The organism is Saccharothrix syringae (assembly GCF_009498035.1).
GTDB lineage: Bacteria > Actinomycetota > Actinomycetes > Mycobacteriales > Pseudonocardiaceae > Actinosynnema > Actinosynnema syringae.
On sequence record NZ_CP034550.1, the window covers coordinates 6432149 to 6459026 of the forward strand.

General features: G+C 67.4%; 14 protein-coding genes and 2 pseudogenes. 10 read left to right on the forward strand and 6 right to left on the reverse strand.

From position 1 onward, the window contains the following. Window position 1: 1 nt before the first annotated feature. On the reverse strand, window positions 2–2395 hold the full coding sequence (locus EKG83_RS27435) for a glycoside hydrolase family 3 C-terminal domain-containing protein (RefSeq protein WP_033435244.1): 2394 nt from the start codon (window positions 2393–2395) through the stop codon (window positions 2–4). A gap of 240 nt (window positions 2396–2635) precedes the next feature. Between EKG83_RS27435 and rhaI the strand changes: the two genes are divergently transcribed. The 6 genes and pseudogenes from rhaI to EKG83_RS27465 all read left to right on the forward strand — a co-directional run. Next, window positions 2636–3802, forward strand: coding sequence for an L-rhamnose isomerase (gene rhaI / locus EKG83_RS27440; RefSeq protein WP_153278474.1), 1167 nt, complete (start codon window positions 2636–2638; stop codon window positions 3800–3802). A 2-nt stretch (window positions 3803–3804) separates the two neighbouring features. After that, window positions 3805–5838 carry a bifunctional aldolase/short-chain dehydrogenase gene (locus tag EKG83_RS27445; protein ID WP_407690732.1) on the forward strand — a complete coding sequence of 678 codons (2034 nt, stop codon included), beginning with the start codon at window positions 3805–3807 and terminating at the stop codon, window positions 5836–5838. Next, entirely contained in the window at window positions 5835–7241 is a 1407-nt protein-coding gene (locus tag EKG83_RS27450; protein WP_033436042.1) for a rhamnulokinase, read from the forward strand. Before EKG83_RS27445 ends, EKG83_RS27450 begins: the two co-directional genes overlap by 4 nt. Then, window positions 7238–8080: a LacI family DNA-binding transcriptional regulator gene (locus tag EKG83_RS27455; RefSeq protein ID WP_084717231.1), complete on the forward strand. Its 843-nt coding sequence runs from the start codon at window positions 7238–7240 to the stop codon at window positions 8078–8080. The genes EKG83_RS27450 and EKG83_RS27455 overlap by 4 nt, the downstream gene beginning before the upstream one ends. 57 nt (window positions 8081–8137) lie before the next feature. Beyond that, a complete protein-coding gene (locus EKG83_RS27460; protein WP_228122229.1) occupies window positions 8138–9235 on the forward strand; it encodes an IS630 family transposase in 1098 nt (365 codons plus the stop codon). 7 nt (window positions 9236–9242) lie between these two features. Beyond that, window positions 9243–9452 (forward strand): annotated as a pseudogene (locus tag EKG83_RS27465) (substrate-binding domain-containing protein); the annotation flags it as partial. 92 nt (window positions 9453–9544) lie between these two features. Here EKG83_RS27465 and EKG83_RS49800 read toward each other — a convergent pair. From EKG83_RS49800 to EKG83_RS27480, 4 genes and pseudogenes are all read right to left on the reverse strand, one after another. Then, window positions 9545–9949, reverse strand: coding sequence for a zinc ribbon domain-containing protein (locus tag EKG83_RS49800; protein ID WP_346004619.1), 405 nt, complete (start codon window positions 9947–9949; stop codon window positions 9545–9547). An 18-nt stretch (window positions 9950–9967) separates the two neighbouring features. Continuing rightward, a pseudogene (locus tag EKG83_RS49805) lies at window positions 9968–10254 on the reverse strand (recombinase family protein); the annotation flags it as partial. Between the two features lie 5 nt (window positions 10255–10259). Continuing rightward, window positions 10260–11024, reverse strand: a complete 765-nt coding sequence (locus tag EKG83_RS27475; RefSeq protein ID WP_051764857.1) for a recombinase family protein — start codon at window positions 11022–11024, stop codon at window positions 10260–10262. A gap of 382 nt (window positions 11025–11406) precedes the next feature. Then, the gene (locus EKG83_RS27480) at window positions 11407–14823 is read right to left on the reverse strand and encodes a PIN domain-containing protein (protein WP_153278476.1); all 3417 of its coding nucleotides are present in this window, start codon (window positions 14821–14823) and stop codon (window positions 11407–11409) included. A 600-nt stretch (window positions 14824–15423) separates the two neighbouring features. On the opposite strand from EKG83_RS27480, the gene EKG83_RS27485 reads away from it, so the two are divergent. The 4 genes from EKG83_RS27485 to EKG83_RS27500 all read left to right on the forward strand — a co-directional run bounded on the left by EKG83_RS27485 (window position 15424) and on the right by EKG83_RS27500 (window position 24716). After that, on the forward strand, window positions 15424–15666 hold the full coding sequence (locus EKG83_RS27485; RefSeq protein ID WP_153278477.1) for a hypothetical protein: 243 nt from the start codon (window positions 15424–15426) through the stop codon (window positions 15664–15666). A 248-nt stretch (window positions 15667–15914) separates the two neighbouring features. Then, a complete protein-coding gene (locus EKG83_RS27490; RefSeq protein WP_157591493.1) occupies window positions 15915–16529 on the forward strand; it encodes a hypothetical protein in 615 nt (204 codons plus the stop codon). Between the two features lie 81 nt (window positions 16530–16610). Beyond that, window positions 16611–20657 carry an NACHT domain-containing protein gene (locus EKG83_RS27495; RefSeq protein WP_033428948.1) on the forward strand — a complete coding sequence of 1349 codons (4047 nt, stop codon included), beginning with the start codon at window positions 16611–16613 and terminating at the stop codon, window positions 20655–20657. A gap of 153 nt (window positions 20658–20810) precedes the next feature. Next, window positions 20811–24716, forward strand: a complete 3906-nt coding sequence (locus EKG83_RS27500) for an NACHT domain-containing protein (RefSeq protein WP_153278479.1) — start codon at window positions 20811–20813, stop codon at window positions 24714–24716. Window positions 24717–25226: 510 nt separating this feature from the next. On the opposite strand, the gene EKG83_RS27505 is transcribed toward EKG83_RS27500, so the two are convergent. Beyond that, window positions 25227–26717, reverse strand: a complete 1491-nt coding sequence (locus EKG83_RS27505) for a recombinase family protein (protein WP_153278480.1) — start codon at window positions 26715–26717, stop codon at window positions 25227–25229. Window positions 26718–26878: the final 161 nt, after the last annotated feature.

Consider the following 26878-nt stretch of genomic DNA (forward strand, 5'->3'; position numbering starts at 1 on the left):
TTCAGGCCCGGCGCCGCAGCAGTGCCCACAGCCCGCGCAGGGTGTGACCGTTCGCGCTGTCGACGAGGAACCGCGCCAGCCGCGGTGTCATCACACCGTCGCTCATCCGGACCATCGCGCGCATCGGCAGGTCCGCGGCGGAGTACATGAGCATCTTGAACCGGACGTCGTCGTAGTCGACCTTGCCGCCGAACCGCTTCGCGACGGTCCGCTCGACGGCGAAGTGCACGACGCGGCAGGCGAGGCTGGAGTCCTTCATCTCCAGGATCGAGCTGTCGAGGTCGAAGGTGCCCTTCCGCGGCGCGTCGAGGACCGGGTACGGGGCGTGGACGGTCAGGAAGTCCTCCGGCGTCGGGGTGCCGGTGAGCGTGTAGTACCAGTCGGCGACCCGCGAGCGTCGGGGCTGCGTGCCCTCGACCTGCACCTCCGCGCGCAGTCGGATGTCCCGGGAGCTCGCCCCGACGCGGATCTCGTACGTACCCGCTTCGACGACCCGGTCGCCCACCTCCGGGTCGTGGATCGCGAAGGCACGCCGGTCGAGGGTCAGCGTGGCGCCGCGGGACTCCCCCGCGGTCAGCGCGAGCTTGGTGAAAGCCTTGAGTTCCTGGACGGGGCGGTAGGCACCGCCGGTGCGGGGCGCGACGTAGAGCTGCGCCACTTCCGCCCCGTCGCACCCGCCGGTGTTGGTGACGGTGAAGGTCACTTCGACGTCATCCCCGCGGCGGACCACGCGCAGGTCGGAGTAGGCGAAGGTCGTGTAGGACAGCCCATGCCCGAACGGGTGGCGCACGGGCTTGTCGGCGGAGTCGAAGTAGCGGTACCCGCAGTACATGCTCTCCAGGTACGGCGTCTGGTGCGGGTCGACACCGAAGTAGCCGGAGCTGACCACGTCGTCGTAGACGAGCGGGTAGGTCTCGGCGAGCTTGCCCGAGGGGTTGGCCGCACCGAAGAGCAGGTCGGCGGCCGCCGCACCACCGGCCTGGCCGGCGAGCTGCACGTGCAGGACGGCCGAGGCGCAGTCCTGCCAGGGCATTTCCACCGCGCTGCCGCCGACGACGACCAGGACCACGCGCTCGGCCAGGTGGGCGATCGACTCCAGCAGCGCGACCTGGTTGGCGGGGATGCGCATGTGCTCCCGGTCGAAGCCCTCGCTCTCGGAGATCTCGGTGAGCCCGACGCACACGACCACCGCCTCCGCCTGCTCGGCCAGCCGCACCGCCTCGTCCAGCAGGGCGGCGTCCGGTTCGTCGACCAGGCGATAACCCGGCGCGCAGTCGACGGCGGCGTACTCCCCCACCCCGTCACGCAGGCTCACCACCCGGGTCGGGTTGACGCGCGAAGAACCCGTGCCCTGGTACCGCGGTTCCCCGGCCAACGCGCCCAGGAGCGCCACCCGCCCGCCGGGCTGCAACGGCAACGCACCGCCGTCGTTCTTGAGCAGCATCGCGCTCTCCACCGCCGCCCGGCGGGCCAACTCGTGGTGCCGGTCGTGGAGATCGGCGGGCACCTCGACGTCCCGCCCGGTCGTGCGCGCGACCAAAGCGAGCAGGCGCTCGACGGACTCGTCGACGACACGCTCGTCCAGCAAGCCCGCCGTCACGGCCCGTCGCACCTCGGCGTCGGTCACGCCGCCGTTGCCGGGCATCTCCAGGTCCGTCCCGGCCAGGTAGGCGGCCGGGCGGTCGTTCATCGCGCCCCAATCGGTGACCACGGCACCCCGGAACCCCCACCGCTCCCGCAGGATCCCGGTGAGCAGCCGGCGGTTGTCACTGCAATAGACGCCCTCGACGCGGTTGTAGGCGCACATGACCGTCGTCGGATCGCCCTCCTCGACCGCGATCTCGAACGCCGGGAGGTAGTACTCGTGCAGCGCCCGCTCGTCGACCCGCACGTCCGTGGACATGCGCTTGAGCTCCTGGTTGTTCAGGGCGAAGTGCTTGAGCGAGGTGCCCGTGCCCGTGGACTGCACACCCCGGATCCAGGCCGCGGCGAGCTTGCCCGACAGGAGCGGGTCTTCGCTGAAGTACTCGAAGTTGCGGCCGCACAACGGGTTGCGCTTCATGTTCACACCCGGACCGAGAACGACGTGCACGCCCTGGTCCACCGCCTCCAGCCCGATCGCCCGCCCCACCTCGGCGACCAGTCCGACGTCCCAAGAGGAGGCGAGCGCACTGGCCGTCGGGAAGCAGGTGGCCGCCGTGCCGTCCGCCAGGCCGAGGTGGTCACCCGACTCCCCCTGCGCGCGCAGCCCGTGCGGCCCGTCGGTGAGGGTGAGCGACGGGATGCCCGCCGCGGGGAACGCCCGCGTCGTCCAGAAGGACGCTCCCGATCCGAGGGCGACCTTGTCCTCCAGGAGGAGGCGCGTGCAGGGGACGCCTTCGGCGATTCCTGGCATGGGGATCCCGTCATCTCATTGCACAGCCGAACCTAGCGCGCGCTAGTAGCCGTGACCGTAACCTTCCGGCACACCGACGCGCAACCACCTGCCCTCGTGGACAACAGCCACGGACGCTCAGCAGCCAGCGCAGGCATCCGACCGAAGCGCTCCCTTCGCCTTCCACAGAGTTGACCGAACCGGACCAAGGAGTTACGTTCCCGCCCTGTTGAAACGTTTCACAACCAGCGGGAGAAGGTCATGGCCACCTTCGGGGACATAGCGGATGACTTGACGAGGCAGGCGATCGAGCTGCCCTCGTGGGCGTTCGGCAACTCGGGCACGCGGTTCAAGGTGTTCGCGCAGCCCGGGGTGCCGCGGACGGTGGCGGAGAAGCTGGCCGACGCGGCGAAGGTGCACGAGCTGACCGGGCTGGCCCCGTCGGTGGCGCTGCACATCCCCTGGGACCGGGTGGACGACTTCGACCGGCTGCGCGCGCACGCCGAAGACCTGGGTGTGCGGCTGGGCACGATCAACACCAACACGTTCCAGGACGACGACTACAAGTTCGGCAGCCTGACGCACGTCGACGAGCGGGTGCGCGCCAAGGCGATCGCGCACATGCACGAGTGCGTGGACATCATGGACGTGACCGGAAGCCGGGACCTGAAGGTGTGGCTGCCGGACGGCACCAACTACCCCGGCCAGGGCGACCTGCGGGACCGGCAGGACCGCCTGGCCGACTCGCTGGCGCAGGTCTACGCCCGGCTGGGCGACCACCAGCGGCTGGTGCTGGAGTACAAGTTCTTCGAGCCGGCGTTCTACGCCACCGACGTGCCGGACTGGGGCACGGCGTACGCGCACTGCGTGGCTTTGGGCGAGCGGGCGGTGGTGTGCCTGGACACCGGGCACCACGCGCCGGGCACCAACATCGAGTTCATCGTGGTGCAGCTGCTGCGGCTGGGGCGGTTGGGCGCGTTCGACTTCAACTCGCGCTTCTACGCCGACGACGACCTGATCGTGGGCGCGGCGGACCCGTTCCAGCTCTTCCGCATCCTGTTCGAGGTGGTGCGCGGCGGCGGGTACGACGAGGGCAGCGGGGTGGCGTTCATGCTCGACCAGTGCCACAACGTGGAGGACAAGATCCCCGGTCAGGTCCGGTCGGTGCTCAACGTGCAGGAGATGACCGCGCGGGCGCTGCTGGTGGACCGCGACGCGCTGGCCGAGGCCGAGCGCGCGGGTGACGTGCTGGGCGCGAACGAGGTGTTCATGGACGCCTTCTACACCGACGTGCGGGCCGACCTGGCCGAGTGGCGGGCGGGTCGCGGCCTGCCCGCGAACCCGATGAAGGCATACCGAGACAGCGGTTACGGACAGCGCATCGTCGCCGACCGAGTCGGCGGAGACCAAGCGGGATGGGGAGCCTGAACGTGAACGAGACCGTGAAGCAGTTGCTGGGCCGGTCGAACCGGTTGGGCGCCGACCCGGCCAACACCAACTACGCGGGCGGCAACACCTCCGCCAAGGGCGTGGGCGTCGACCCGGTCACCGGGCAGGACGTCGGGTTGATGTGGGTGAAGGGTTCCGGTGGGGACCTGGGCACGCTCACCGAGACCGGGTTGGCGGTGCTGCGGCTGGACCGGGTACGGGCGCTGGTGGACGTCTACCCCGGCGTGGACCGCGAGGACGAGATGGTCGCCGCGTTCGACCACTGCCTGCACGGCCGGGGCGGCGCGGCGCCGTCCATCGACACCGCAATGCACGCCTTGGTGGACGCCGCGCACGTGGACCACCTGCACCCCGACAGCGGCATCGCCATCGCCACCGCCGCCGACGGCGAGGAGCTGACCGAAGAGATCTTCGGTGAGCGAGTGGTGTGGGTGCCGTGGAGACGGCCGGGTTTCCAACTCGGTCTGGACATCGCCGCGATCAAGGCGGCCAACCCGCAGGCCGTCGGCACGATCCTCGGCGGTCACGGCATCACCGCCTGGGGTGACACGAGCGACGAAGCGGAGGCCAACTCCCGCTGGATCATCACCACCGCGCAGTCCTACCTGGACACCCATGGCAAGTCCAAGCCGTTCGGCGAGGCCGTCGCGGGGTTCGACGCGCTGCCCCCGACGCAGCGCCGGGCGAAGGCCGCCGCCCTGGCGCCACACCTGCGGGCGATCGCCTCGCACGACAAGCCGGTGGTCGGGCACTTCACCGACTCGGAGATGGTGCTGGACTTCCTGGCGTCGGAGAAACTGGGGCCGCTGGCGCAACTGGGCACCTCCTGCCCGGATCACTTCCTGCGCACCAAGGTCAAGCCGCTCGTGCTGGACCTGCCCGCGTCCGCGTCGGTGGAGGATTGCCTCACCCGGTTGCGTGAGCTGCACCAGGCATACCGAGAGGACTACCGGGCCTACTACGAGCGGCACGCCACCCCGGACTCACCGCCGATGCGCGGCGCGGACCCGGCGATCGTGCTGGTCCCCGGCGTCGGCATGTTCTCCTACGGCAAGGACAAGCAGACCGCGCGCGTGGCCGGCGAGTTCTACGTCAACGCCATCAACGTGATGCGCGGCGCCGAGTCCGTGTCCCGCTACTCCCCCATCTCCGAAGCCGAAAAGTTCCGCATCGAGTACTGGGCATTGGAGGAGGCCAAGCTCCAGCGCATGCCCAAGCCGCGTTCCCACGCCGGACGGATCGCGCTGGTGACCGGGGCCGCAAGCGGCATCGGCAAGGCCATCGCCACCCGGCTGGCCGCCGAGGGCGCCTGCGTGGTCATCGCCGACCTCGACGCCGACAAAGCGCAGGCCACCGCGGCTGAGCTGGGCTCGACGGACGTCGCAGTCGGCGTGCGCGCCGATGTGACCGATGCCGAGCAGGTCCGCGCGGCCGTCGACGCGACGGTGCTGGCGTTCGGCGGGCTCGACCTGGTGGTCAACAACGCGGGCCTGTCGATCTCCAAGCCGCTGCTGGAGACCACCGAGGCCGACTGGGACCTCCAGCACGACGTGATGGCGCGGGGCTCGTTCCTCGTCTCGCAAGCCGCCGCACGCGCCATGATCGCGCAAGGGCTGGGCGGCGACATCGTCTACATCTCCTCGAAGAACTCCGTCTTCGCCGGGCCCAACAACATCGCCTACAGCGCGGCCAAGGCCGACCAGGCCCACCAGGTCCGGCTGCTCGCGGCCGAACTGGGCGAGCACGGCATCCGGGTCAACGGCGTCAACCCCGACGGCGTGGTCCGCGGCTCCGGCATCTTCGCCGGCGGCTGGGGCGCCAAGCGCGCCGCCGTCTACGGCGTGCCGGAAGAGGAACTGGGCGCATTCTACGCCCAACGCACCCTGCTCAAGCGCGAAGTGCTGCCCGAGCACGTCGCCAACGCCGTCACGGCCCTCACCTCCGACGAGTTCAGCCACACCACCGGCCTGCACGTCCCCGTCGACGCCGGCGTGTCGGCCGCCTTCCTGCGATGAGGGTCTTCGGCGCCGTCGACATCGGCGCATCCGGCGGGCGCGTCGTCGCGGGCCTGATCGACGGCGACCGCGTCGAACTGGACGTCGTCCACCGGTTCCGCAACGGCGCAACCGAACGCGACGGTCACCTGCGGTGGAACCTGACCGGCCTGTACGAGCAGGTCCTGACCGGCCTGCGAGCGCTGGCCAGGGCCTACCCGCAGGTGGAGTCCATCGGCATCGACACCTGGGCCGTGGACTACGGTCTGCTCGACACCGACGGCCGCCTGCTCGCCGAACCGGTCTCCTACCGCGACGGACGTACCACCGAGGCAGTCGAACGCGTGCACCGACGCGTGCCGCACGACGTGCTGTACGGGATCAACGGCCTGCAATTCCTGCCGTTCAACACGGTGTACCAGTTGGAAGCCGAGAAACACGGCCCGCTGTGGGAACGGGCGGCGCACGTCGTGCTGCTGCCCGACCTGATCGCCTACCAGCTCACCGGGCAACTCCGCACCGAGGCCACCAACGCCTCCACCACCGGACTGCTGGACCTGCGGACCGGCACGTGGTCGACACACCTGCTCGACCGGCTGGACATCACGCCGACGCTGCTGCCGCCCGTGCAGCAGCCCGGTGAGGTGCGCGGGGCGCTGCGCCCTTCGATCGTCCGCGACACCGGCCTGCCCGCGACGACCACGGTCACCACCGTCGGCTCCCATGACACCGCCTCCGCCGTGGTCGCCCTGCCCGCGGCTTCCCACCGGTTCGCCTACGTCTCCAGCGGCACCTGGTCGCTGGTGGGCGTGGAACTGTCCGCGCCGGTGCTCACCGAAGCGGCAAGGCAGGCGAACTTCACCAACGAGGGCGGTGTCGACGGCCGCACCCGGTTCTTGCGCAACGTCGGCGGCCTGTGGCTGCTCCAGGAGTGCCTGCGGACGTGGGGCGCACGGCTCGATCCGCTGCTGGCCGAAGCGGAGACGCTACCCGCCGGCGGACCGGTGGTGGATGTGGACGACGTGGCGTTCATCCCACCCGGCGACATGCCGGACCGAATCACGGCTGCCGTCACGGCGATGGGACAGGACCCGCCACGCACGCGTGCCGCGACAGTGCGGTGCGTGCTCGACTCCCTGGCCACCGCCTACGCGCGCACCGCCACCCAGGCCGGCGAATTGGCCGAGGTGGACGTGGACGTGATCCACATCGTCGGCGGCGGCTCCCGCAACGACCTGCTGTGCCAGCTCACCGCCGACCTGTCCGGACGACAGGTGACCGCCGGTCCGGTCGAGGCCACCGCCTTGGGCAACGTCCTGATCCAGGCACGAGCACACGGCGCAGTGCCCTCGTCCCTGGAGGAGATCCGGGCCCGGCTCGCCTCGACCCAACCGATCCGCCGGTTCACCCCCTCCCCCGCATGACGGTGACCGTTCGCGAGGTGGCCGCCGCGGCCGGCGTGTCGGTCGGCACCGTGTCCAACGTGCTCAACCGACCGGAGGCGGTCAGCACGGGCGTGCGCACCAGGGTCCGTGAAGCCATGGCCACCCTCGGCTTCGTTCCCAACAGCACCGCACGACAACTGCGGGTGGGACGCAGCCAGATGGTGGCCTACATCGTGGCCGACACCGCCAACCCGTTCTACACCGACGTCGCCAAGGGCATCGAGGAGGAGATCGGCACCCACGACCTGCCTCTCTTCCTGTGCGACAGCAACGGCGACCCCTCCCGTGAGCAGACCTACCTGACCCTGCTCGAACAGCAACGCGTACGGGGCGTGCTGATCACACCGACCAACCCGAGGGCGCCCCTCCTGGAAGAACTCCCCCGACACGGCATCCCCGTGGTCGTCGTGGACCACACCACCGACCCCCGAATGCACTGCTCGGTCGCGGTCGACGACGTCCGCGGCGGCCAACTCGCCGTCGCTCACCTGCTCGACGCCGGACACGAACGCATTGCCTTCATCGGCGGCCCACCGTCGACCAGCCAGGTCCGCGCACGCCGACAAGGCGCGCTGAACGCACTGCACGCGGCGAACATCCCGGCAAGCCACCTGATCGAAATCGAGACGACCGCGCACACCGCCACGGAGGGCCGCGGTGCGGCGGAACGCCTCACCGGGATACCGCCAACCGCCCGACCCACGGCCGCCTTCTGCGCCAACGACCTGCTCGCACTCGGCGTTCTGCAGCACTGCGTCAGCACCGGAGTCCGCGTCCCCGACGACCTAGTGCTGCATCTCGGAACGTTGACCCGGTAATCGGTCCGGTGGGCTTACGGTCCAGGCTGGTCCTCCCATGTCGAGCGGGAGGTGGTCGTGGGTCGTCGTCCGGAGGTGTTCGTCCGGTCGTTGTCGATGGAGGAGGGCCGGAAGTTGGCCCGGATCGGCAGGACGGCCAAGGATCCGGTGCGGTTGCGTCGGGCGATCGTGGTCCTGATGTCCGCCCAGGGGCAGGCGGTGCCGGACATCACGTCGTTGATGCAGGTCAGCGCCGATTACGTGCGTGATGTGATCCACGCGTTCAACGAGCGGGGGTTCGCGGCGCTGGACCCAAAATGGAGCGGGGGACGCCCGAGGGTGATCGGTGAGGCGATCCGTGAGCGGATCTGCCTGATCGCCCGGACGTCCCCCGCATCCCGGGGCATCACGGCGTTCTCGACCTGGTCGCTGTCCAAGCTGCGCGACCATCTGCTCGACCGCGGCACCGTCGCGGCGATCAGCCGGGAGACCCTGCGCCGCATCCTGCACGCCGGCGGCGTGTCCTGGCAGAGCACCTCCACCTGGAAGGCCTCCACCGACCCGGACTTCCTGGTGAAGATGCACCGAATCCTGGACCTCTACGACCACCCTCCCGATAACGGCCGGGTGATCTGCATCGACGAGTTCGGACCGCTGAACCTGATGCCGCGCAAGGGCAAGGCATGGCGGCCGACCGGGGCGCCGCGCCGATTACGCGCCACCTACAACCGCCACCACGGCGTGATGCACATGCTCGCCGCCCTGGACCTGACCACCGGGAAGATCCACTACCGCATCCGCCGCCGCAAGCGGCACGGCGAGCTTCTGGAGCTGCTCAGAAGCCTGCGGACACGGTGGCCGGGCCAACGCCTCCACCTGGTCATGGACAACTTCTCGCCCCACCGTCACCCCGACGTCCACGCCTGGGCCACCGACAACGACGTCGAGTTGGTGTTCCTGCCCACCTACTCCAGCTGGTTGAACTGGATCGAGGCCGAGTTCACCGCCCTGCGCTACTTCACCCTCAACGGCACCGACCACCACAGCCACGCCGAGCAGAACGCCGCGATCGCGGCCTACATCCGCTGGCGCAACGCCCGAGCCCGACCCAAGACCGGCTTCGCCACCGACTCACCCATCCGCACCTGGACCCATTACCCGACCAAGGCTGCGTGACGCAGCACTAGCGATCGTCGGCTACGACGACATCAACTTCGCCGCCGCGGCCGCCGTGCCCCTGTCATCAGTGCGACAGCCACGGCGAAGGCTGGGCCGCACCGCCGCCGGCCTGCTGATGAACGAACTCGAAAACCCCGACCACCAGCACCGGCAAGTGATGTTCACACCGGAACTCGTAGCACGACTCTCCAGCCGACCACCGAAGACCGGTTGAGGGGCACGATCCACCGGAACCAACACCACGGCCAACCCGTCCGCAAGGGGCGTGACCCGGCAGACCTCCAGCACGCCGAAAGGGCCACCCCGTCATGTCCTCAGGCCAGCGGTTCCATAAGAGCTACGACGTGCCGTTTCGCACATCCACTCCGCCAAACCCGCACACGACCACGAGGCCCGCGCATCCCGCAAGTAGTCAGGCAGCCCGCCAGGTGCCACGCGGTGCCCTTCAGGTGAGACCACCAGCGCGTCCACCTCCTCCACGACGTGCTCCTCACGCCGGTACAACGACCTGGCCCCGTCAACCGGACGCGGTCGGGCACTGCTGTAGCCGTGACGACACCGGTAGCCGGGACGTCCGTGCACCCAGTGCGCGTCCATCCGCCGCCCACACACCCCGCACACCACCAGACCCGACAACAGGTACCGACGTTCACCGCCGTCGCCACTGGGGCGTCGGGCGCGCACGTTCTGGACCGCGGTGAAGTCGCGCATGCTCACCAGCGGCCTGTGCACGACCTCCAGGGAGATCGCCCAGTCCTGCGGCAGGTTCGGCACCTGCCCCGACCGACCGGTGCGCAGATCGACCTCGTCACGGTCGTTGGCGACCCTGTTCCAGACCTGGCGGCCGGTGTAGCGCGGGTTCTCCAGGATCGTCTGCACCGACTGCACACTCCACCCCACGCCGAGCGATGCCGGTCGCGCTCCCGATCCGCCGCAGACGGGCACGGCACACCACGCTCGTTCAACTCCCGGGCAATCCCGGCCACCGACACCCCGCTCAACCGGCGCGCGAACATCCACCTCACGTGCCCGCGCTCCGCGGATCCGGTGCCAGCTTCCGCGCCCGCCGCCCCCACCGCGCATCAGCCCGCCGCGGATGCGGCCCGCCGTCGACCAGCATGTACCCGTACGGCGGACGCCCACCCAGATACCGACCCAGCTCGGCCTGCGCCTTCATCGCCGCCAACGCCCGGTTACGGGCCCGGATCACCTCCCGCTCCGACTGCGCACCCAGAAACGTCATCAACCGACGATGGTCGCCGTCATCCAGGTCCACCCGGCCGCCGACCTCCGGCAACCACACCTGCACCCCGGCCGCACGCAGCAACGGCACCAACTCGTCGAACTGACGACCGCAAAACGCCCGCTCGTACTCCCCCACCACGATCGCGTCGAACCCACGGTCCAGATCGGCCAACGCCTCCAGCAACCGGGCCGCCTCCGGGCGGTTGGACCACCGACGCCGCCGCGAGGCGCCCTCGTCGAAGAACTCCACCTCGATCGTGCCGTGCCCGGCGACCAACCGCTCGCATACCTCCCGCTGCCACGTCCGCGAGGAGTACCGGTCCTGGTACTCCGAGGTCGACATCCGCCCGTAGAACGCGAACCGCAACCCCAGGTGCACATGCGGGTCCTGCGAACGCCTCCGCTCGCCCTTGCACTGTTTGGCCCGCAACCAGTCATCGAGCAGGTCCTGGTCGGCTGTAGATGTGATCACTGTGGTCGCCTCCATCGCGGAGCACTGGGACGTTCTGCGTGACCACTTCACCTCGTCGAACTGACGCACAACAGGCGCAATACCGCCCGAACGGAGCAGTACCAACCTCCGGAAGGCCGCACGTCTGCATACCAGTCTGGCCGTTCTCCTCGTCGACATCACATGCGCGGCGACCCGGGCTATTAGGACACCATCGCGATCCGGCACGCCACAACCGGCCAGGCCGCCCCGCCCCGGCCCGCCCCGGCCAATAAGATCTGCAACCGAGGCATTGACCAGGTCCGCTGAATCGGCGAACAAGTCATTGTCGACCCAAAGGAACTCGAAGGCCCTTGCAGCCGTTGACTACCGTGTGTGCCTGACCGAAAGAACCGAACTGATCACCATTATCTGCATCATCACCACCCTGAGGCACTACCGACGCCGCCGATAATCAGTTCCGAATAACGCTCTACTGCTCGTGGATGATCAGCGTGCCGCAACGGCGGTGCCTGTCGCTTAGACCACTGATTGCATCGACGAAGAGAGTGAGCGCTTGGTCGATCGGCTGGTTTTCCGTAAGGATTGCCCATAGTCTTTTCAGCGCGCCATAGGTGATCCGGTCGGCATCGTCGGGCATGGCGAGTCGGAGCGCGTTCATGAAAATGGTGACGCGGCGAGAGGACTGCCCGTCGCGGGCGAGCGCGGCCATCGTCAGGATTGTCACCACTTCGTGCCGATATTCGGGGACGACGGCGTCCCTTGTTCCACAGATCGCCCAATACGACCAGGACAGGAGATCCTCCTCTGGGGCGTTGCGGAACGCGCTCAGGAAGAGTTCGAGTGCAGCCGCTCGGTCGCCCCAGGTAGAGCCGCGTCCCAGGATGATCGAGACCGCGCCTGCCCTCCAGTCCTGTTCGGTCGCGATTTCTCGCAGAACGGTGTGGTCAGTGGGCAGGTCGACGACGTGTTCGCGAATCAGTTGGCGGACGGCTTGGTCCAGTTTTTCGGCGTCGATCCGTTGACGCTCGTGGGCGATTATCAGCAGGGCGTGGGTGCTGAAGGTCTTGATCCCCAGAGAGTGGGCCACCCTCCTCAGGCCGGTGTCGTCAGCCCACAATGGGAGATTGTTGTGTTTGGCCGCGTCGAGGGTCAACGCCCAAACCGGTTGGCGGCCTTCCTGGGCGGGTGGAAGTTCGGTCAGCTCCGGGTGGATGACTCGACGCAGACTGCGGGAGGTGGTCAGCATGGCTTCGATCTGTCGCCTGTGCCGTGCCGTGATCTCGGGGTCGTCCTCGTAGGCGACCACCCTGTTCAGGGTGGTGTCATAGCCGAGCGTCCCGGACGTCGGGAGGCTGAACATGTCTTCGGCATCGGCCAGGTCGTGCACAGCGACGTTGGTGATCTGTGGTTTGGCAACCAGGGCGAGCAGTGTCGGCGCGACGTCGGGCAGCAGGGTGAGCGTATAGAGCGCGCTGGCATCGACCAGGCACCGGCCGTCGATGGCCGAGCGCGCCTGCTCCAGCTCCACCTCCTGGTCCGCCGGATTCGGGAAGACCATGCGGTGATAGCCCAATGGTCGATAAAGGAAGATCGCCGCGTAAGGCTTGCCCACTGCCTGATCGAGCATGCCGAGCGGATAGACCTCGTCACGGACCAGCTTCCGGCGTTCCTGGAACACGGCGTCGTTTCGGCGCAGCATCGGCTCCAACGAGGTCAAGGGGTGCACGTCGCCGTCGACTTGGACTGAACGCATGGCGATGTGCCCGCTACCCGGATGACGGGCGTTCCACGCCTCTCCAGCAGCGATCACCTGCTCGTTGAGGCCATCGGGTAGTTCCGTGCGGTCACTTCGCGTCGCGACGGACCGGATCGCCGCCTCGCACACGTCCGCGTCCTCAGCGAATTCCTGGATCATCGCCAGTGCGGTCCAGGCGACCTCCTCCGACGGTGCGTAACGACGGGCAAGATCCACCAGCAACATCGCCTGGAGCGGGCTCGTGGGCGCTGGCGTCGCAGCCGGCCGTTTGAGACTGCGCCAAGCCTCCTCTCGATCACCGTCGCGGTACTGCGCCCAGGCGAGTCCCCACCTGGCGTTCTGATCATCCGGATCGCTCTCCAGCAAGCTCCGGTACGTCACTGCGGCGCCGACCCAGTCCCAACGGCGGCACTGAATGTCGGCGAGCCTGTGCACGACCGCACGTCGGCCTGCCCACGCTGGGTCGAATTGGGTCAGCGCCCGCCTGGCGATCGGCTCGGCGTCGTCCCACATCCCGGCGTCCTGGTAGCAGTCCAGAGCCAGCAGCAGCAAACGCGGGTATCGCCACCGGTCGGCGGCTTCGAGAAGGATCTCCACCGCCCCTGCCGGATCGTCGTGACGACGCAGTTCCGCTCGCTGGACGGAGGCGAGAGGACTGCGCGTCTCGAACATGCGGAGGCGCTCGTCCGCGTCGGGGCCTGCGATGGACTGGATCGTGGCGATGGTCCTGATCTCGTCGACGGATTCAGGGTGCCGGTTGGCCAGGTCGTCGAGCACGTGGCTGTCGGTGTCGCCCTCCATCGCGAGCCCCCGCGCGGCGAACAGTTTTTCCTCGTCGGATGTCGCTGCGGCCAGCGCCTTGCGCCATGCCTCGGCGACGGTGGAGCCCTCGCCGAGCAGGCTCGGCGAGGCGCTGAGGATCTCCGCCTCGATCCGGCGCCGAAGGTAGCCGTCTTCCGAGGGCATCATTTCGCGCGCTTGGTCTACCCGTCCCAGCAGAGCCGCACCCATCGCCGCGATGGGCAGGACCCTCGGGTCGGCTGCCTCGGCTGCGGTTGCTTGTCCTTCGGGTGCAGCCTGCGTCAAGCCCCAGACCTGATCGGAATCCTCGGCGATCAACGCCGCTTCCGCCGCGGCGCGCACAGCCTCGGCACTGTCGCCCCTCCAGGCACGACGGAGATCACGAGCACGGACGCCCAACTCGATCGCCCGCATGGCATCGGCGAGCCGACTATCCCCGCCGCCGTTGACGGCCCTCGTCCGCAGCAAGTACGACAGCTGGATGAGGAGGAACGCATTGCGGGTGCCGGTCGCATCCTGCTCCAGGACCGCAATGGCGTCATCCAGCCTACCCATACGCATCAGGGCGACGGTTTTGAAATGCGTGCTGGTCTCCTGTTCCTGCAGCGCTGTGGGCTTCCAGTCGTCCAGGTCCCGCAGCATCTGCTCCCATTGTTCATCCTCACTGGAACGCATGGCCTTGACCAGCGGATAGGACGGATCGACGCGTTCGGCTTCTCTCAGCACCTCGTCGACCTGCTGGGAGCGCTCGTGCCCGCTGGGGTCATGTGCCTGGGCTATGCGGACCAACCAGTACGCCCGCGGCGTGGCACCCATGCGTATGGCGACGCGGAATTGATCGATCGCCGCCGCCCTCTGCCGATAGGTCAGAAGCAGTTCCGCGACGACGAGCCGCCCCACAGCGGACAGGTCCGCCAATGCCTCGGGAGGCCCAGCGGCCCACTCCCGCGCCAAAATATGAGGATCAGTCATGTCTTCAGTGAACGAAGCGACCACCCGCCAAATGCGGAGCCGTTCCCGGCCGTCCGTACGCATTAGCAACCCGTGAACGTAGGGCGGAAGCCGCGCGACACGCTCGTCGTCCTCCAGCCGGTGCGGATCTACGGCATCCGCTCCTCGATTCAATTCGTGCGCAGGCCGGGCCGCTCCAGCGGACGCCGTAACCATCATCACGACGGCAACCGCCACGCCCAACGCGAGCGAGGACCACCACGGATGCTGTCGAATCAAATCCAGAGGGCCGGGCCATTTCGAAGTGCCGCTGGCTTCGTTGATCGCCAGACCGAGAACGCCCGTGATGAGTGCACCCACACCCGTGCCGACGACCATGACCACTCGACGCGATCTGGACATCCCGCCACCACCTCACATACCGCAACCGCGTCGTCACCGCCGTCACACAGCTGTCCATCTCGACCGAGGGACATCGGACCACCGTAGAGGGCCGGCACCCATAGCTGATCCCGCCTCGCCGAGTGGCAACTTCATCGCCCACCACCAAGGCGAAGACGCGGCCGAGCCCAACCCAGTCGGGAACTATCGGATCGGCGCACAAGTACCGCTGGTCGGACACAGTCGAGGTCGGCTGCTCGACGGTCACCGGTACCCGCCACCGACCAGAGGTCGCTCAGCTCGTAGGTCATCGACACCGACCCCGCCAGACCGAAACACCACGAGGACCGCGGCAGGAGTGGACAGTAGAGCCCAAAGACACCTGGTGCACCCACGATGGCTTGATAACCATGAGTCCGAGGTCCGTCACCGGCCCTTCGATGGCAGTGCCGTCCAGCAGACGGCCCGATTGGAGACCGTTCGTTGCATGCAGACCGCTTCTTGCATCAACGCGGGGACGGCCCGGCCGGCTTGCGCGACGCCAAATCTGCGCCGTCATACTCGTTCTTGTCGGAGGGTGCCGGCAAGCTACCGAGGATGACGAGTCCGAAGCCTCGCGCCGACCGCGCCGGCGAACCCGGAACCCTGTATCCGGCGATGCTCGCTGCGCTCTCGACCGCCGGCAACGGCCAGTGGATCGCGCCGGGTCGTCCCGTACCAGTCGTGCTTAAGCCCCAGCCTGGCGCCTACAAGAAGAACAACCAGATCGCCCACATCCCCGGTGGCAAGTCGGGCACCGCCCGCTGTCGGCCGGACATGGTGGCATCCGAGCGCGACTGATGAGAGAACACATGTCATCGGAGTTGAAGCAAGTCGCGTCGATGTTGGAGTCGTCTGAGAGTCGGCCGTGTGGACTATGCGGCCAGTTCCGAAAGCCGACCAAGACTCACGTGCCTCCCCGAGTCGCCGGAAATACCTCCGCAGTGCGGAGGGCACCCGATGTTGTCGACTTCGACCGGACCCGCCGCCCAGGACGATGGAAAGACGGTGGCATGCATGTGCGCGGTCTATGCGGTGACTGCAACAGCATGGCCGGCGGCCGGTACGACAGGGCATATGCCGACTTCGCCCAGAACGTCGCGCGCATGACATCGCCTTTTGCTAGACGTATACAGATTTTCCGGAACGAGCCACCAGCGGTCTTCTTCGCCCCTCGCCTGGTTGCAATGAGCGTCCTTTACGGGATGTTCGGAATCTATCCAAGACTGCGGATCATATTCCCAAGTTTGGCCGAGGATCTTGCACAGAACGCGGAGTTCATCCGCTGGCCCGACAAAGTCGAGTTGAAGCTGGGTCTCACAACGCCCCAAGTCGGTAAACGCGGACTGCTCACCAGCGGCGTGACAATGATGAAGGTACTAGACGAACGTCTCGTCTACTTCCCGTTCGCCGACATCGTTTTTCCACCTCTAATATGGACGCTTACGCCGACCGACACCCCACCGGAACTGGGAATGGACATCACCCGAAATCTGACGAACGCCTCCAGCTGGGTTCGATACTCGCAGGACCGGGTGAACGTCGATCTGCGATCCATCACGAAAAATTTACCCTTCTTCGCCCATCCTTTCCTGGGGACAGATCGTGACTCCTGGCCGGAAATGCACGGCGAATCAGTCATAGTCCATGGAATGATCCCTTGAAAGTGAGGATCCGAGGCGAGGCTAGGCTGCTCGAACTGTCGGCCGGGTGAGCAGGGATGACACCGAGGACGAGGATGGAGCGTGATGGTGGTCGACCGTGTCGAACCCGGGATGGATCGCCATGTCCTGCCTGTCGGAGAGCGAGGTCACCGCGATGGCGACCGCGGCTCCGAAGTGGTACTGGACAGGGAGGGGTTCCTGGAGATTCCCTCCGGGCCTGGTTCCTGGTTCCACGACGGTCCGGTTCCCATCTCGGTGGCCGACTTGGTCGGCTCGTCCGGCAGTTTCGTGTTGTTGGCCTCGGGCGGGGTCGGGAAGACCACGGTCCTGGACGCCCTCCGGCTCCAAGAGGACGGCGCCATCGCCGTGGATCTGAGCCTGTTCGACAAGAGCGGTATGCACCACGCGCTCGCCGCAGCGGTCGAGCGGAGTGGACCGGTCTACCTGGACGGTCTTGACGTCGTCGCTGGCGACGTGCGTGAGGTCTTCAGGATCATCGAGCACCACATGACCCGGCCGGAGGCACACCGGGTGCGGTGGCGTCTGGCCTGTCGTCCGGCGGTCTGGGACGCCTCGCTCGCCGATGCTCTTGCCCGGTCGCTGCCGGACTTCCGGGAGTTGCGGTTGCTGCCGCTGACCAGGCACGCGGCGGCGTCGCTGGCGTCCCGGGTCGGGGTTTCCGAGGATTTCCTCGGAGCGGTGGCACGGGCGCGGCTGGGGTTGCTCGCGGCGTCGGCGATGCGCTTGGAAGCTGCCGCGAAGCAGTGGCGCGAGACCGGCAAGTTGCCCGAGAGCCACGTGCAGGCCGTTCAGTACGAGGTTGAGCAACTGCTCACCGAGGCCAACCCTGGTGTTGCACAGACGCTGGCTGTGGATCGACGATTGAGGATCGCGATGCGACTGGCCGCGATGTCGATCTTCGGGAGGATCCACCGGTTCGCCCGCCACCTGCTGCCCGAGTCGCCGGGACGTCGATACCTCGGCAGCCTTCCCTCGGACCCGGAACCCGACGAACCGGGTACGCCGATCAGTCAGGCCGAGCTGGAGGAGGTGATCGGTACCGCGTTGTTCGAGTGGGCGCCGGACCACGCGGTGATGTTCCGACACCAGCAATACGCGGAGTACCTCGCCGCACAGTATGTCGCCACCCGACGGACCAGTCGACGCCAACTGCGGCAGCTCCTCGGCGCCCGGTCGGATGGCCGCGTACCGGGCTTCCTGACGGGAGTGCTTGCGTGGCTGGCGACCTTCGCTCCGGACCTGGTCGACGATCTCATTGCGGCCAACGCCCTGGCTTTGGTGCGAACCGGCGTGGAAATTCCCTCCGACGACGTCCGTGCCGCAGTGGCCGCCGTGCTCCTGGCCCAGGCCGCGGAGAGCGATATCGATCATGATTGGGCTCTGGACCTCGGTGTAGTGGCCCATCCAGGTCTGTCGGGTCAGCTGCGCGGCTATCTCGAAGCGGGCTTGCGGCACGACGTGCAGGTGTGGTGGGTCGGCCGGCTGGCCGAAGACGGCAAGTGCAGCGATCTGGCCGAGGCGTTGCTGGCGGTGGCGCTGGACAAGCGATGGGCACCGCGGGCCCGCAGGCCCATCGTGCTCGCGATCGCCTCATTCGGTATGGACCCGGTGACCCACCGGTTGGCGCCACTGCTGCGGCTGGAGCCGGCAGACGACCCAGACGACGACCTTCTGGCCGGTGGCATCGACGCGTTGTACCCGCGGCTGATGGTCACCGAGGACCTGCTCGACGTGCTGCGTCCTCGGCGCAACAGCGACCTGGTCGGCTCCTACCTGGTACTGCTGGGCCGCCTCGCGGACCGAATCAATCCACACGACCTGCCTACCGTGCTCGACTGGGCGACGCGTCAGGTTCCGGCCGGTGAGTACGCCTACGGCCAGCTGATCCCGCGCCTGGTGCAGGCGGCGTGGCCTCATGTCGAGTCGACTGCGACGATATCCCGGTTGGCGTGCCTTCTCGCGGCCGTCATCAGCGATGGTCGGTGGACGCCGTGGAACCGGCACGAACAGCCGCCATGGCGCGACGGCCCCACCGAACAACGCCGACAGCTGGCAGCGCTGGTCGCCGAGCACCTCGACATGACCTACACCGACAAGCTGTACACCCTGGGCTTGCTCGGCAACGGCGATCTCACCTGGCTCATCACGGCCATGCCAGCGGTATCGCCCAAAGCCCAGAAGGTGCTGGCCTACTGCGTTCCCGAACTGCTCGACTCACCGGACGCACGTACCGCCGATCTCATCCTGTCCCTTCCCACCGACCACCCCGCCTACGAGTCGACGCGGCACCTGCGCGGTCACATCGACCTGGAGTCGCCAGGAGCGCGACGCTTCCGCAAGTCGCAACAGCTGCAAGCGGACATCGACCGTCACCGAGACCAACTACGCGACGATCAACGCCGCCGACTCGTCGAAGCCATCGACACGGCCGTCACCGATCTCAACGCATGGTGGAGGATCGTCGACCTGCTGGCCGCCAACGACGACTCCCATCGCGGCGCGGACGTCCGAGCCGACCTGACCGAACGTCCCGGCTGGGCACTGCTGGAACGGCGACAACAACAAGCGATCCTCGAACTGGGGACCCAGTACGTCCGCACCCGACAGGCACGCCTTCCTGCCGGTCACGGCGTCGAGCGCATCACCCTGCCCGAAGTGATGCCCGATTGGGCCGCCGTCTACCTACTCGCCACCCTCGCCCAGCACCAACCGGGCGCCCTGCAATCGCTGGAAGGTCAGGTGTGGCACTCCTGGGCACCGGCCATCATCGCGGCATGGGGCAGCGGCGATAACGAGGACCGCGCACTGCGCGCCCAGTTGATCGAATCCGCACCGCACAACGCCCGGACCGCCCTGGCGGAGGCGGCTCTGGAGCGGCTCGACGCCTACCAAGCACAGCAGCGTTCCTTCACCCGTCGCGACACCTACGAACACTTGCTCCCCGAACTGGCAGCCGACATCACCCGCCGTCTCGTGTCCGGCCACTATGACGGCAAACTCGCAGCAGACCTGCTCGCTCTACTCATCAACCACTCCCCTGATCTCGCCCGGACGTTGTGCCGCCAACTGCGCTCGCACCACAATCCCGCGATCGCCCGCCTGGCCCGCCGGGGACAGGCCACCCTGGACCCCGACAACGTGGTCGACGAACTGACCACCAGCGACACCAGCTCTGATCAACTCCCTGACCTGCTGCGTCCTCTCGACATCACCGCGCTGGACGACACCCGCCTTCACCACCTGGCGCGGCTCCTACTCGACAGGTACCCCTACGGCCACGATCCCGACTTCCTGTCAGAGCACTATTCACCCGACAGCGTCTACAGCGTCCGAGACCGCGTACTCGTTCAACTGTCTTCGCGAGGCCGCGAGGACGTGCTGGCCTCCCTCCGTCGCGACCGTCCCGACCCGGACCGTGGAGTGTTGTCCGCGCACCTGCGCAGAGCCCGCGACCACGCACCCGGCCTCACCTACACACCGATCGACCCGCGAGAACTCCTCAAGCTGCTGGGGCGAGCCGACGCACGACTGGTACGCACCGCAGACGACCTCCTTGACGTCCTGCTGGAGAACCTGCACGAACTACAGCACCAGATCTCCCACGGAGCTTTCAGGGACCTGTGGAACCTCGGCAAGGACCCTTCTCCCAAGGCCGAGGACGACATCTCCGACTGGATTCAACGCAACCTCGCTCCTCGGCTCACCACCACCCTCATCGAACGCGAACCGCAAGCGCACAGGGTCAAAGCGCGCGGCACCGGAACCAGAATGGATCTCACGGTCGCCACTACGACCACGACCCAGCCGAGCAGCACAGCGCGGATCATCATCGAGGCCAAGCTCGTAAATCACGGGGAACTGCTCACTGCCCTGCCTCAGCAATTGGTCCTGCGCTACCTCATCCCGACCGGAACACGACATGGCGTCTACCTCGTCTACTGGGTCGATCCCGTCTGGCACCCGGCGGGCTGGACAGGTCGAGTTCAACACGACGCAGCCGCCCTGCGGCAGACCCTGAGCGAACAGGCCGCAGAGGTCGCCAGCGACCTCGTAGTGCATCCCTTCATCCTCGACATCACCCCGCCGTATCCGCGGGCACCACGATGACGACTCCGTGTACCAGCTCACGCCTACCCGCCGACTAGAGAGGATCCCCCGTCCCGCACGAAGGCGGTGGTCCTCCACCTCGCATCAAATCGAGTCAAACGAGAGACAGGCGATTGGTGTTGCCGAGTTCGAGAAGCATCACCGGAGGTCCGGATGCAACAGTCCAACGGTAACGAACCGGGCCTGAACGTCGGAGAGGATCAAGCTCCCACGATGTCCGGCGTCGCGTCCGTGATCAACAGCATGAGCGGCACCGCCCATAACGTCATACAGGCCGGATCGATCACGATTGCCAACAGCAAGATTTCCCCGAGTGATGAGGCAGCACTCCTCTCGGCAGCCGTGGCAGCGCACAAGCGACGCAACGAGTCGCTCAGACCGTCGGTGATGGTCGAGGATCCGACAGGGTCGCTACTGGTCGGAAAGCTGACCGCCCCGGATTCGAGGCAAGTCCTGGTTCTCCACGGACAAGCGGGATCCGGCAAGAGCACCGTCGTGGCAGACGCCCTGGACATGCTCGTGGACCTCGGATGGGGCGCCACGGTGATCAGAATGGACGCAGTCCACCATTCCTCCACTTCCGCAGCTCGTCTCGGCAGCACGATCGAGCTGCCGCGATCACCAGTGCCGGCCATGGTCGACCTGGCCGGAGACCGCCCGCAGGTGCTCGTGATCGAGCAGTTGGACGCAGTCAGCATGTACAGCGGTCGTATGCCCGACAGCTACGACGCCGTGATGGAACTGCTCGAGCAAGCCGCGGGGCATCCGCAACTGAAAGTGGTACTGGCCGTCAGGACCGTCGATCTGCGCTCCGACCCGCGGATGAGCTCCCTTTTGCTCGACGAGCAACGAGTCGACCAGCTCCAGGTCGACCGGCTCGGTACCGAGGCGCTGGACACCGCGCTAGCCGCCATGGGAGTGAGAGCAGGCAGCCTTCAGCCGGTCACCTTCGAGCTGCTTCGGGTACCACTGCACTTCAGGGTGTTCTGTCAGCTGTCTCCTGCGTCACGACAGCTGACCTACCGGACTCTGCCCGACCTGTACAAGCAGTTCACCGAGGAGACCCGGCTACGCGTCGAGCACGACCTGGGGCGATTGGACTGGCAGGCCATCACGACGTCACTCGTGACGTACCTGAGCACCCACGAGTCGTTGCAGGCACCGGCCGAAGCGCTGGACGCCTACCAACGACGCGAAGTGGCCGCTTTGGTCTCCGAGGGACTGCTCGTGCAAGACCACACCGGGATCGGTTTCTTCCACGAGACCTACTTCGACTTCCTCTTCGCCCGGTCGTTCGTCACCGAAGGCAGGGACCTGCACGACTTCCTGGTCGACTCGGGCCAGCACCTGTTCCGACGCGCCCAAGCACGCCAAGTGCTGGAGCACCTGGCCGGCACCAACCGGCCCGCCTTCCGCGCTGCCGTCACGCGCCTACTGAGCAGCTCCACCATCAGAACGCACCTGCTAGACGTATGCGTCAGCGTACTGAGCGCCCTCGACGCCACCGGAGAGGACTGGCTGTCGCTCGAACCGCTGGCCTTGGGAGACAGCCGCCGCAGCTCCAGGCTGATCAGCCTGCTGTCACTGGGCAACTGGTTCGACGCCGCTGATCAGGCCGACCGCTGGCCATACCTGATGACCCATGCCGCCGCAGTCCACCAACTGGTCACCGCGGCTCGTGAGCGGCCCGAGCGGGTCGCCGAGCTGGTCCGGCCGCACATCGGCACCACCGAGGAGTGGAACAACCGGCTGCGCATGATCACGCAATGGTCGCTCAACCCCGGCTTGGTCGACCTGACCGTCCAACTCATCGACACCGGCGTGCTCGACGACGTCCGCAGTCCGATCGGTGTCAACGGAGACTTCTGGCTGCTCCTGGTCCCCCTTCGAACCGCCGCACCCGAGGGTGCGGCCCGCATCATCGGCGCCTACCTGCGACGCACCCTGGCCCGCGCTCGCACCGAAGGCGGCTCGGACCCGTTCGGTACCAGGCACCTCCGCGACTACTCGACCTCCGGCGGCAGCAGCACAATCGCCACCATCGCCGCCAACGCTCCAGACGAGTACCTCGCCGCCGTGCTCCCGTTCGTTGTCGAGGTGCTCACCAGCACCGAGGTATCCCGACACGAAGGACTGTCGATCAGCCTCCGCTGGAGCCACCGCTACGTCAGCGACATGCCAGACATCGAATCGGCCCTGTTCACCGGTCTCGACACGGCGCTGTCGACCATCGCATCCACACGACCATCCGCAGTCCAGGACCTAATTCGGTCACTGGCCCACAGCCGGTGGGAGGCCCTCCGGTTCCTCACCTGCCGCGCCTACACCACAGCGGCCGCACACCTGGCCGACGAAGCCGTCGACTGGCTGGTCTCCGACACCGCCAACCTCCGCCTGGGATGGGCCGACAGTCCCCACTGGGCCACACACCAGCTCATCCAGGCCGCAACCGCCCACTGCAGCGAAGAACGCGTGACCGCGCTGTGCACCAAACTGATGGACTACTACCCCGGCTGGGAGACCACAGCCCCAGGACGTGGAGCCCGAGGCCGCAGCCAACACGAACTACTCACCGCCATCCCCAGCGAACGCCTGCCCGAGATCAGCCGAAAGCGCCTGGGAGAGCTACAGCGCAAGTTCCCCGACAGCCACCCCAGCCCGCCCGAGCAGCTCGAACTCCAGGTAGTCGGTTCACCGGTTCCCGAGCAAGCGGCCGGTCACATGACCGATGACCAGTGGCGTCGCGCCATCGTCAAGTACGACCACAGCCCTGGCATCGACGACCCACTGGAGTTCATCGGGGGCGCCGACGAACTGGCCGATCTACTCGGCCGTCAGGCCCGGCAAGAGCCCGAGCGTTTCACCCAGCTCGCACTGAGCTTCACCGCCACCACAGCCGCCGTCTACATCGTCAACGTCATCCAGGCCGTCACGGGACGAATCCCGATCGCGATGCTGTCCCGCCTATGCCTGCACGCCCATCGCACGGCGGCCCCCGACGCGGGTCTGGCCATCTGCCGCGCCGTGGCTGCCGCAGCCCGGGAAGCCGATGACACGATGGTCGGGCTGCTGGAGCACTACGCGCACGACCCGGACCCCGAGCAGGATCCTACGCTGACACTTGACGAACGTGACGATGAGCTACGCCGCACAGGGATGAACTCCACCCGCGGTGTCGCGGCCGAAGCGATCGCCCGTGTGATCGCCGCCCAACCGGACCGCGTACCACGCCTACTGCCCACGATCTCCGATCTGGTCACCGATCCAACCATGGCAGTGCGCTCCCAAGCCGCGATCGCAACCACAGCGCTACTGGAACACCACCCAGAGCAAGCTCTCACGCTCGCCGAAGCACTGTTCAACGACTCCGGGATCGAACTGTTCGCCGCAGCACCGGTCAGCGCCCTGCTCAACCACGCCACCCTCAGCGACCCCGAACGCTTCGCGCCGCACCTCGAACGCTCCCTCAACGGACCTACCATCGTCGCCCGCTACGCAGGACAAATTTGGGCCAACGCCGTCATCCACAACCGACGTCCCCAGTCGATCATCAGCGACATCGCCACTCTGGCGCCCGAGGCGCGACGTGGCGCCGCCGACACCCTCGCCAGAAACCCGCAGGCACAGCCAGACATCCTCTGCCCGCTGTTCAACGACAACGACCCCGCCGTCCGCACAGCCGCCACCCACACCATCAGCAAGCTCCACCAGGTGGACACCGTGACAGCACACAAGATCACCGAAGCGTTCACGAACAGCCCTGGTTTCGACGACCACTTCGAGACGCTGTTCCACGCGCTCCAGGACAACCTCCACCTGATGCCCGAAGCGATCATCACCGCCAGTGAACAAGCCGTCCGCATCGCCGGCACCAAACTCGGAGACATCAGCACACGCCACGCCGCAGCCAGCCGCGACATCGTCACCACAGTCGTCCGCCTCTACAGGCAAGGAAACCAAGACGTTCGCCGCCGTTGCCTCGACATCATCGACTCACTATGCGAGGCCAACGCGTTCGGAATTGCCGAGTTGCTCGATGCCAATCGCACTGCGACGTAAGGAAAGTATCTGAAGGTGGGCTCTGGCCCACCTGGACAGTCGGCAGAAGTTGTTGCTATGCTTGACTTATGTCGGACACATAATTTGCCCCGCGAGGTATTTCCAGGTCACCTGGAAGGCTCGCGGGGCTTTGTGTTTCCCGACGCTGCTTCGACCCTACCTGATGGTCGCTGCTCATAGGGTGTCTGCCGGTGCGAGGGCAGGAGCAGTGGGCGGCGGCTGGCTGGTCGTCCCACGACCTGTCGACCGCGGTCACGGCCGTGTTCGCCCGGCGGCGGGTACCCCGCTCCCCCGGCTCGGAATACGTCCCGCGAGCGGGTGGTGCGGAGGGTGACGTGGAACCCGGTCTTCCGGTGCCGACGCTGGGGCACTGCGGGGCGGATCGGTCGCCGGAGAGGCTGGCGCGTGGGGCGAATTCTGTCAGCCGGTGCATCGACCCGGCCCGCAGGCGGCGCGTCGGGCTGATCCGCCGCCGAGGCCGTCGCACGACTCAAGGCCAGCAGGAGTTGTTCACCTGCCTCTCCACGATCTCCGGTCCCGGTCCCGGTCCCGCCATGGAGAGGCTGCGGTGCCAGGCGCCTGTGTGGTGTGCGTGCTCGCCCGGTGGTGCCGCGGCCGAGCAGAGCGAACCCCTGCGGCGTCGCAGCGCAAGACGAGTCCGAGCTCGTCGACCAGCCGTGCGGTGTGCTCCGGGTCTGGGTTGTCGGCGAGGCCCACAGCGGTGAGGTGTGCGGCGATGCGGCCGAGCAGGTGGTCCTCGCGCAGGTAGAGGTTGCCCGGCGCGCCTTCCGGTCGAGTACGGGCGCTGGTGTGACCGTGACGGCACCGGTACGCGGCACGACCGTGGGAACGATACGAGTCCATCTTCCGCCCGCACACCCCGCACTGCAGCCTGCCCGCCAACAGGTAAACGCGCTCGCCGCCGTCGGCGTCGGCCTGGCGGGTGCTGTTCCTGGTGGCCTGGATGGTCTGGGCGGTGACGAAGTCCTGCTCGGACACCAACGGCGTGTGGGCGATGCGGGCCGAGATCGCCCAGGCGTGCTGCTCGTTGCGGACACTGGCACGTCGCCCGCTCGACGAGCGGGTGGCACGGTCGGCGCTCGTGCGGTTCCACACCTGACGACCGGTGTAGCGCGGATTGCCGAGAATCTCCACCACCGTACGCAGCGACCAACCCTGATCGATCCAACCCCGGCCGCGTTCCGCCTCGGCGCTCGACGGGCTGGGCACGGACTGCTCGTTGAGGTGGCGGGCGATGCCCGCAGCGCTGTGCCCGGCCAGACGCAAGGAGAAGATCAGCTTCACCACGGGTGCCGTGACCGGGTTGGGCACGAGCCGCTGCTGGCGCACCCCGCGCCGCGCCAAGGCCCGGTTCGGATGCGGCCCGGCGTCCACGAGACGGTAGCCGTAGGGCGGCCTGCCACCGAGGTAACGTCCCTGCTCGACGGTCTGCATCCGCATCGCGGTGACGACCCGGTGCCGGGAACGCAGCACCTCGGTGAGCGAGCGCTTCGCGAGCAGCGACAGCAGCGCTTCGTGCGCGGAATTGTCGAAGTCCACCGGCCCCTCGGCCTCCGGCAGCCACAGCTGCACCCCGAACTCCTCCAGCACCGCCCGCAGCTCCCGCACCTGGGCGCCATCGAGGAAGGCGCGCTCGTACTCCCCCACCACCACCGCGTCGACCCGGTCCGCGTTCGCCGCGATGTAGCGCAGCATCGCCGCAGCCCGAGGCCGCAGATGCCACGGCACCTGGCGAGAACACCCGACCTCGAAGTACTCCCCCACGATCGCGCCGTGCCCACCGGTGAGTCTGCGGGAGACATCCAACTGCCACGCCCGCGAGCTACGCGAATCCTGGTGCTCACGGGTCGAAGCGCGACCGTAGAACAGGAAGCGCAGACTTCCGACCGGCGCGGTGTCCAGGGCCGAGATGCCTGGTGGGATGGTCGCGGCGATCCACTCGGCGAGCGTGCTCGGGCGTGGCAGGGCGGACACCGTCATGCTTGGTCCTCGACGTCGGAACGGGGATGGACGCCGGGGTTACGAGGTGCCCTCGCCGCCATGACAGCGAACTACGGAGATACGCCCGATCGGAGCAGTCCGAGCCGCCTGGATCGTCGGTGAACCCGCGACATCCGGTCACTGACGTCGAAGTCCGCCGC

Excerpts from the sequence above, each read along its gene's own strand:
- EKG83_RS27435 (WP_033435244.1), bottom strand. The coding sequence starts at position 2,395 with ATGCCAGGAATCGCCGAAGGCGTCCCCTGCACGCGCCTCCTCCTGGAG.
- EKG83_RS27450 (WP_033436042.1), top strand. The coding sequence starts at position 5,835 with ATGAGGGTCTTCGGCGCCGTCGACATCGGCGCATCCGGCGGGCGCGTC.
- EKG83_RS49800 (WP_346004619.1), bottom strand. The coding sequence starts at position 9,949 with ATGCGCGACTTCACCGCGGTCCAGAACGTGCGCGCCCGACGCCCCAGT.
- EKG83_RS27485 (WP_153278477.1), top strand. The coding sequence starts at position 15,424 with ATGACGAGTCCGAAGCCTCGCGCCGACCGCGCCGGCGAACCCGGAACC.
- EKG83_RS27505 (WP_153278480.1), bottom strand. The coding sequence starts at position 26,717 with ATGACGGTGTCCGCCCTGCCACGCCCGAGCACGCTCGCCGAGTGGATC.
- rhaI (WP_153278474.1), top strand. The coding sequence starts at position 2,636 with ATGGCCACCTTCGGGGACATAGCGGATGACTTGACGAGGCAGGCGATC.
- EKG83_RS27480 (WP_153278476.1), bottom strand. The coding sequence starts at position 14,823 with ATGGTCGTCGGCACGGGTGTGGGTGCACTCATCACGGGCGTTCTCGGT.
- EKG83_RS27455 (WP_084717231.1), top strand. The coding sequence starts at position 7,238 with ATGACGGTGACCGTTCGCGAGGTGGCCGCCGCGGCCGGCGTGTCGGTC.
- EKG83_RS27490 (WP_157591493.1), top strand. The coding sequence starts at position 15,915 with ATGGCCGGCGGCCGGTACGACAGGGCATATGCCGACTTCGCCCAGAAC.
- EKG83_RS27500 (WP_153278479.1), top strand. The coding sequence starts at position 20,811 with ATGCAACAGTCCAACGGTAACGAACCGGGCCTGAACGTCGGAGAGGAT.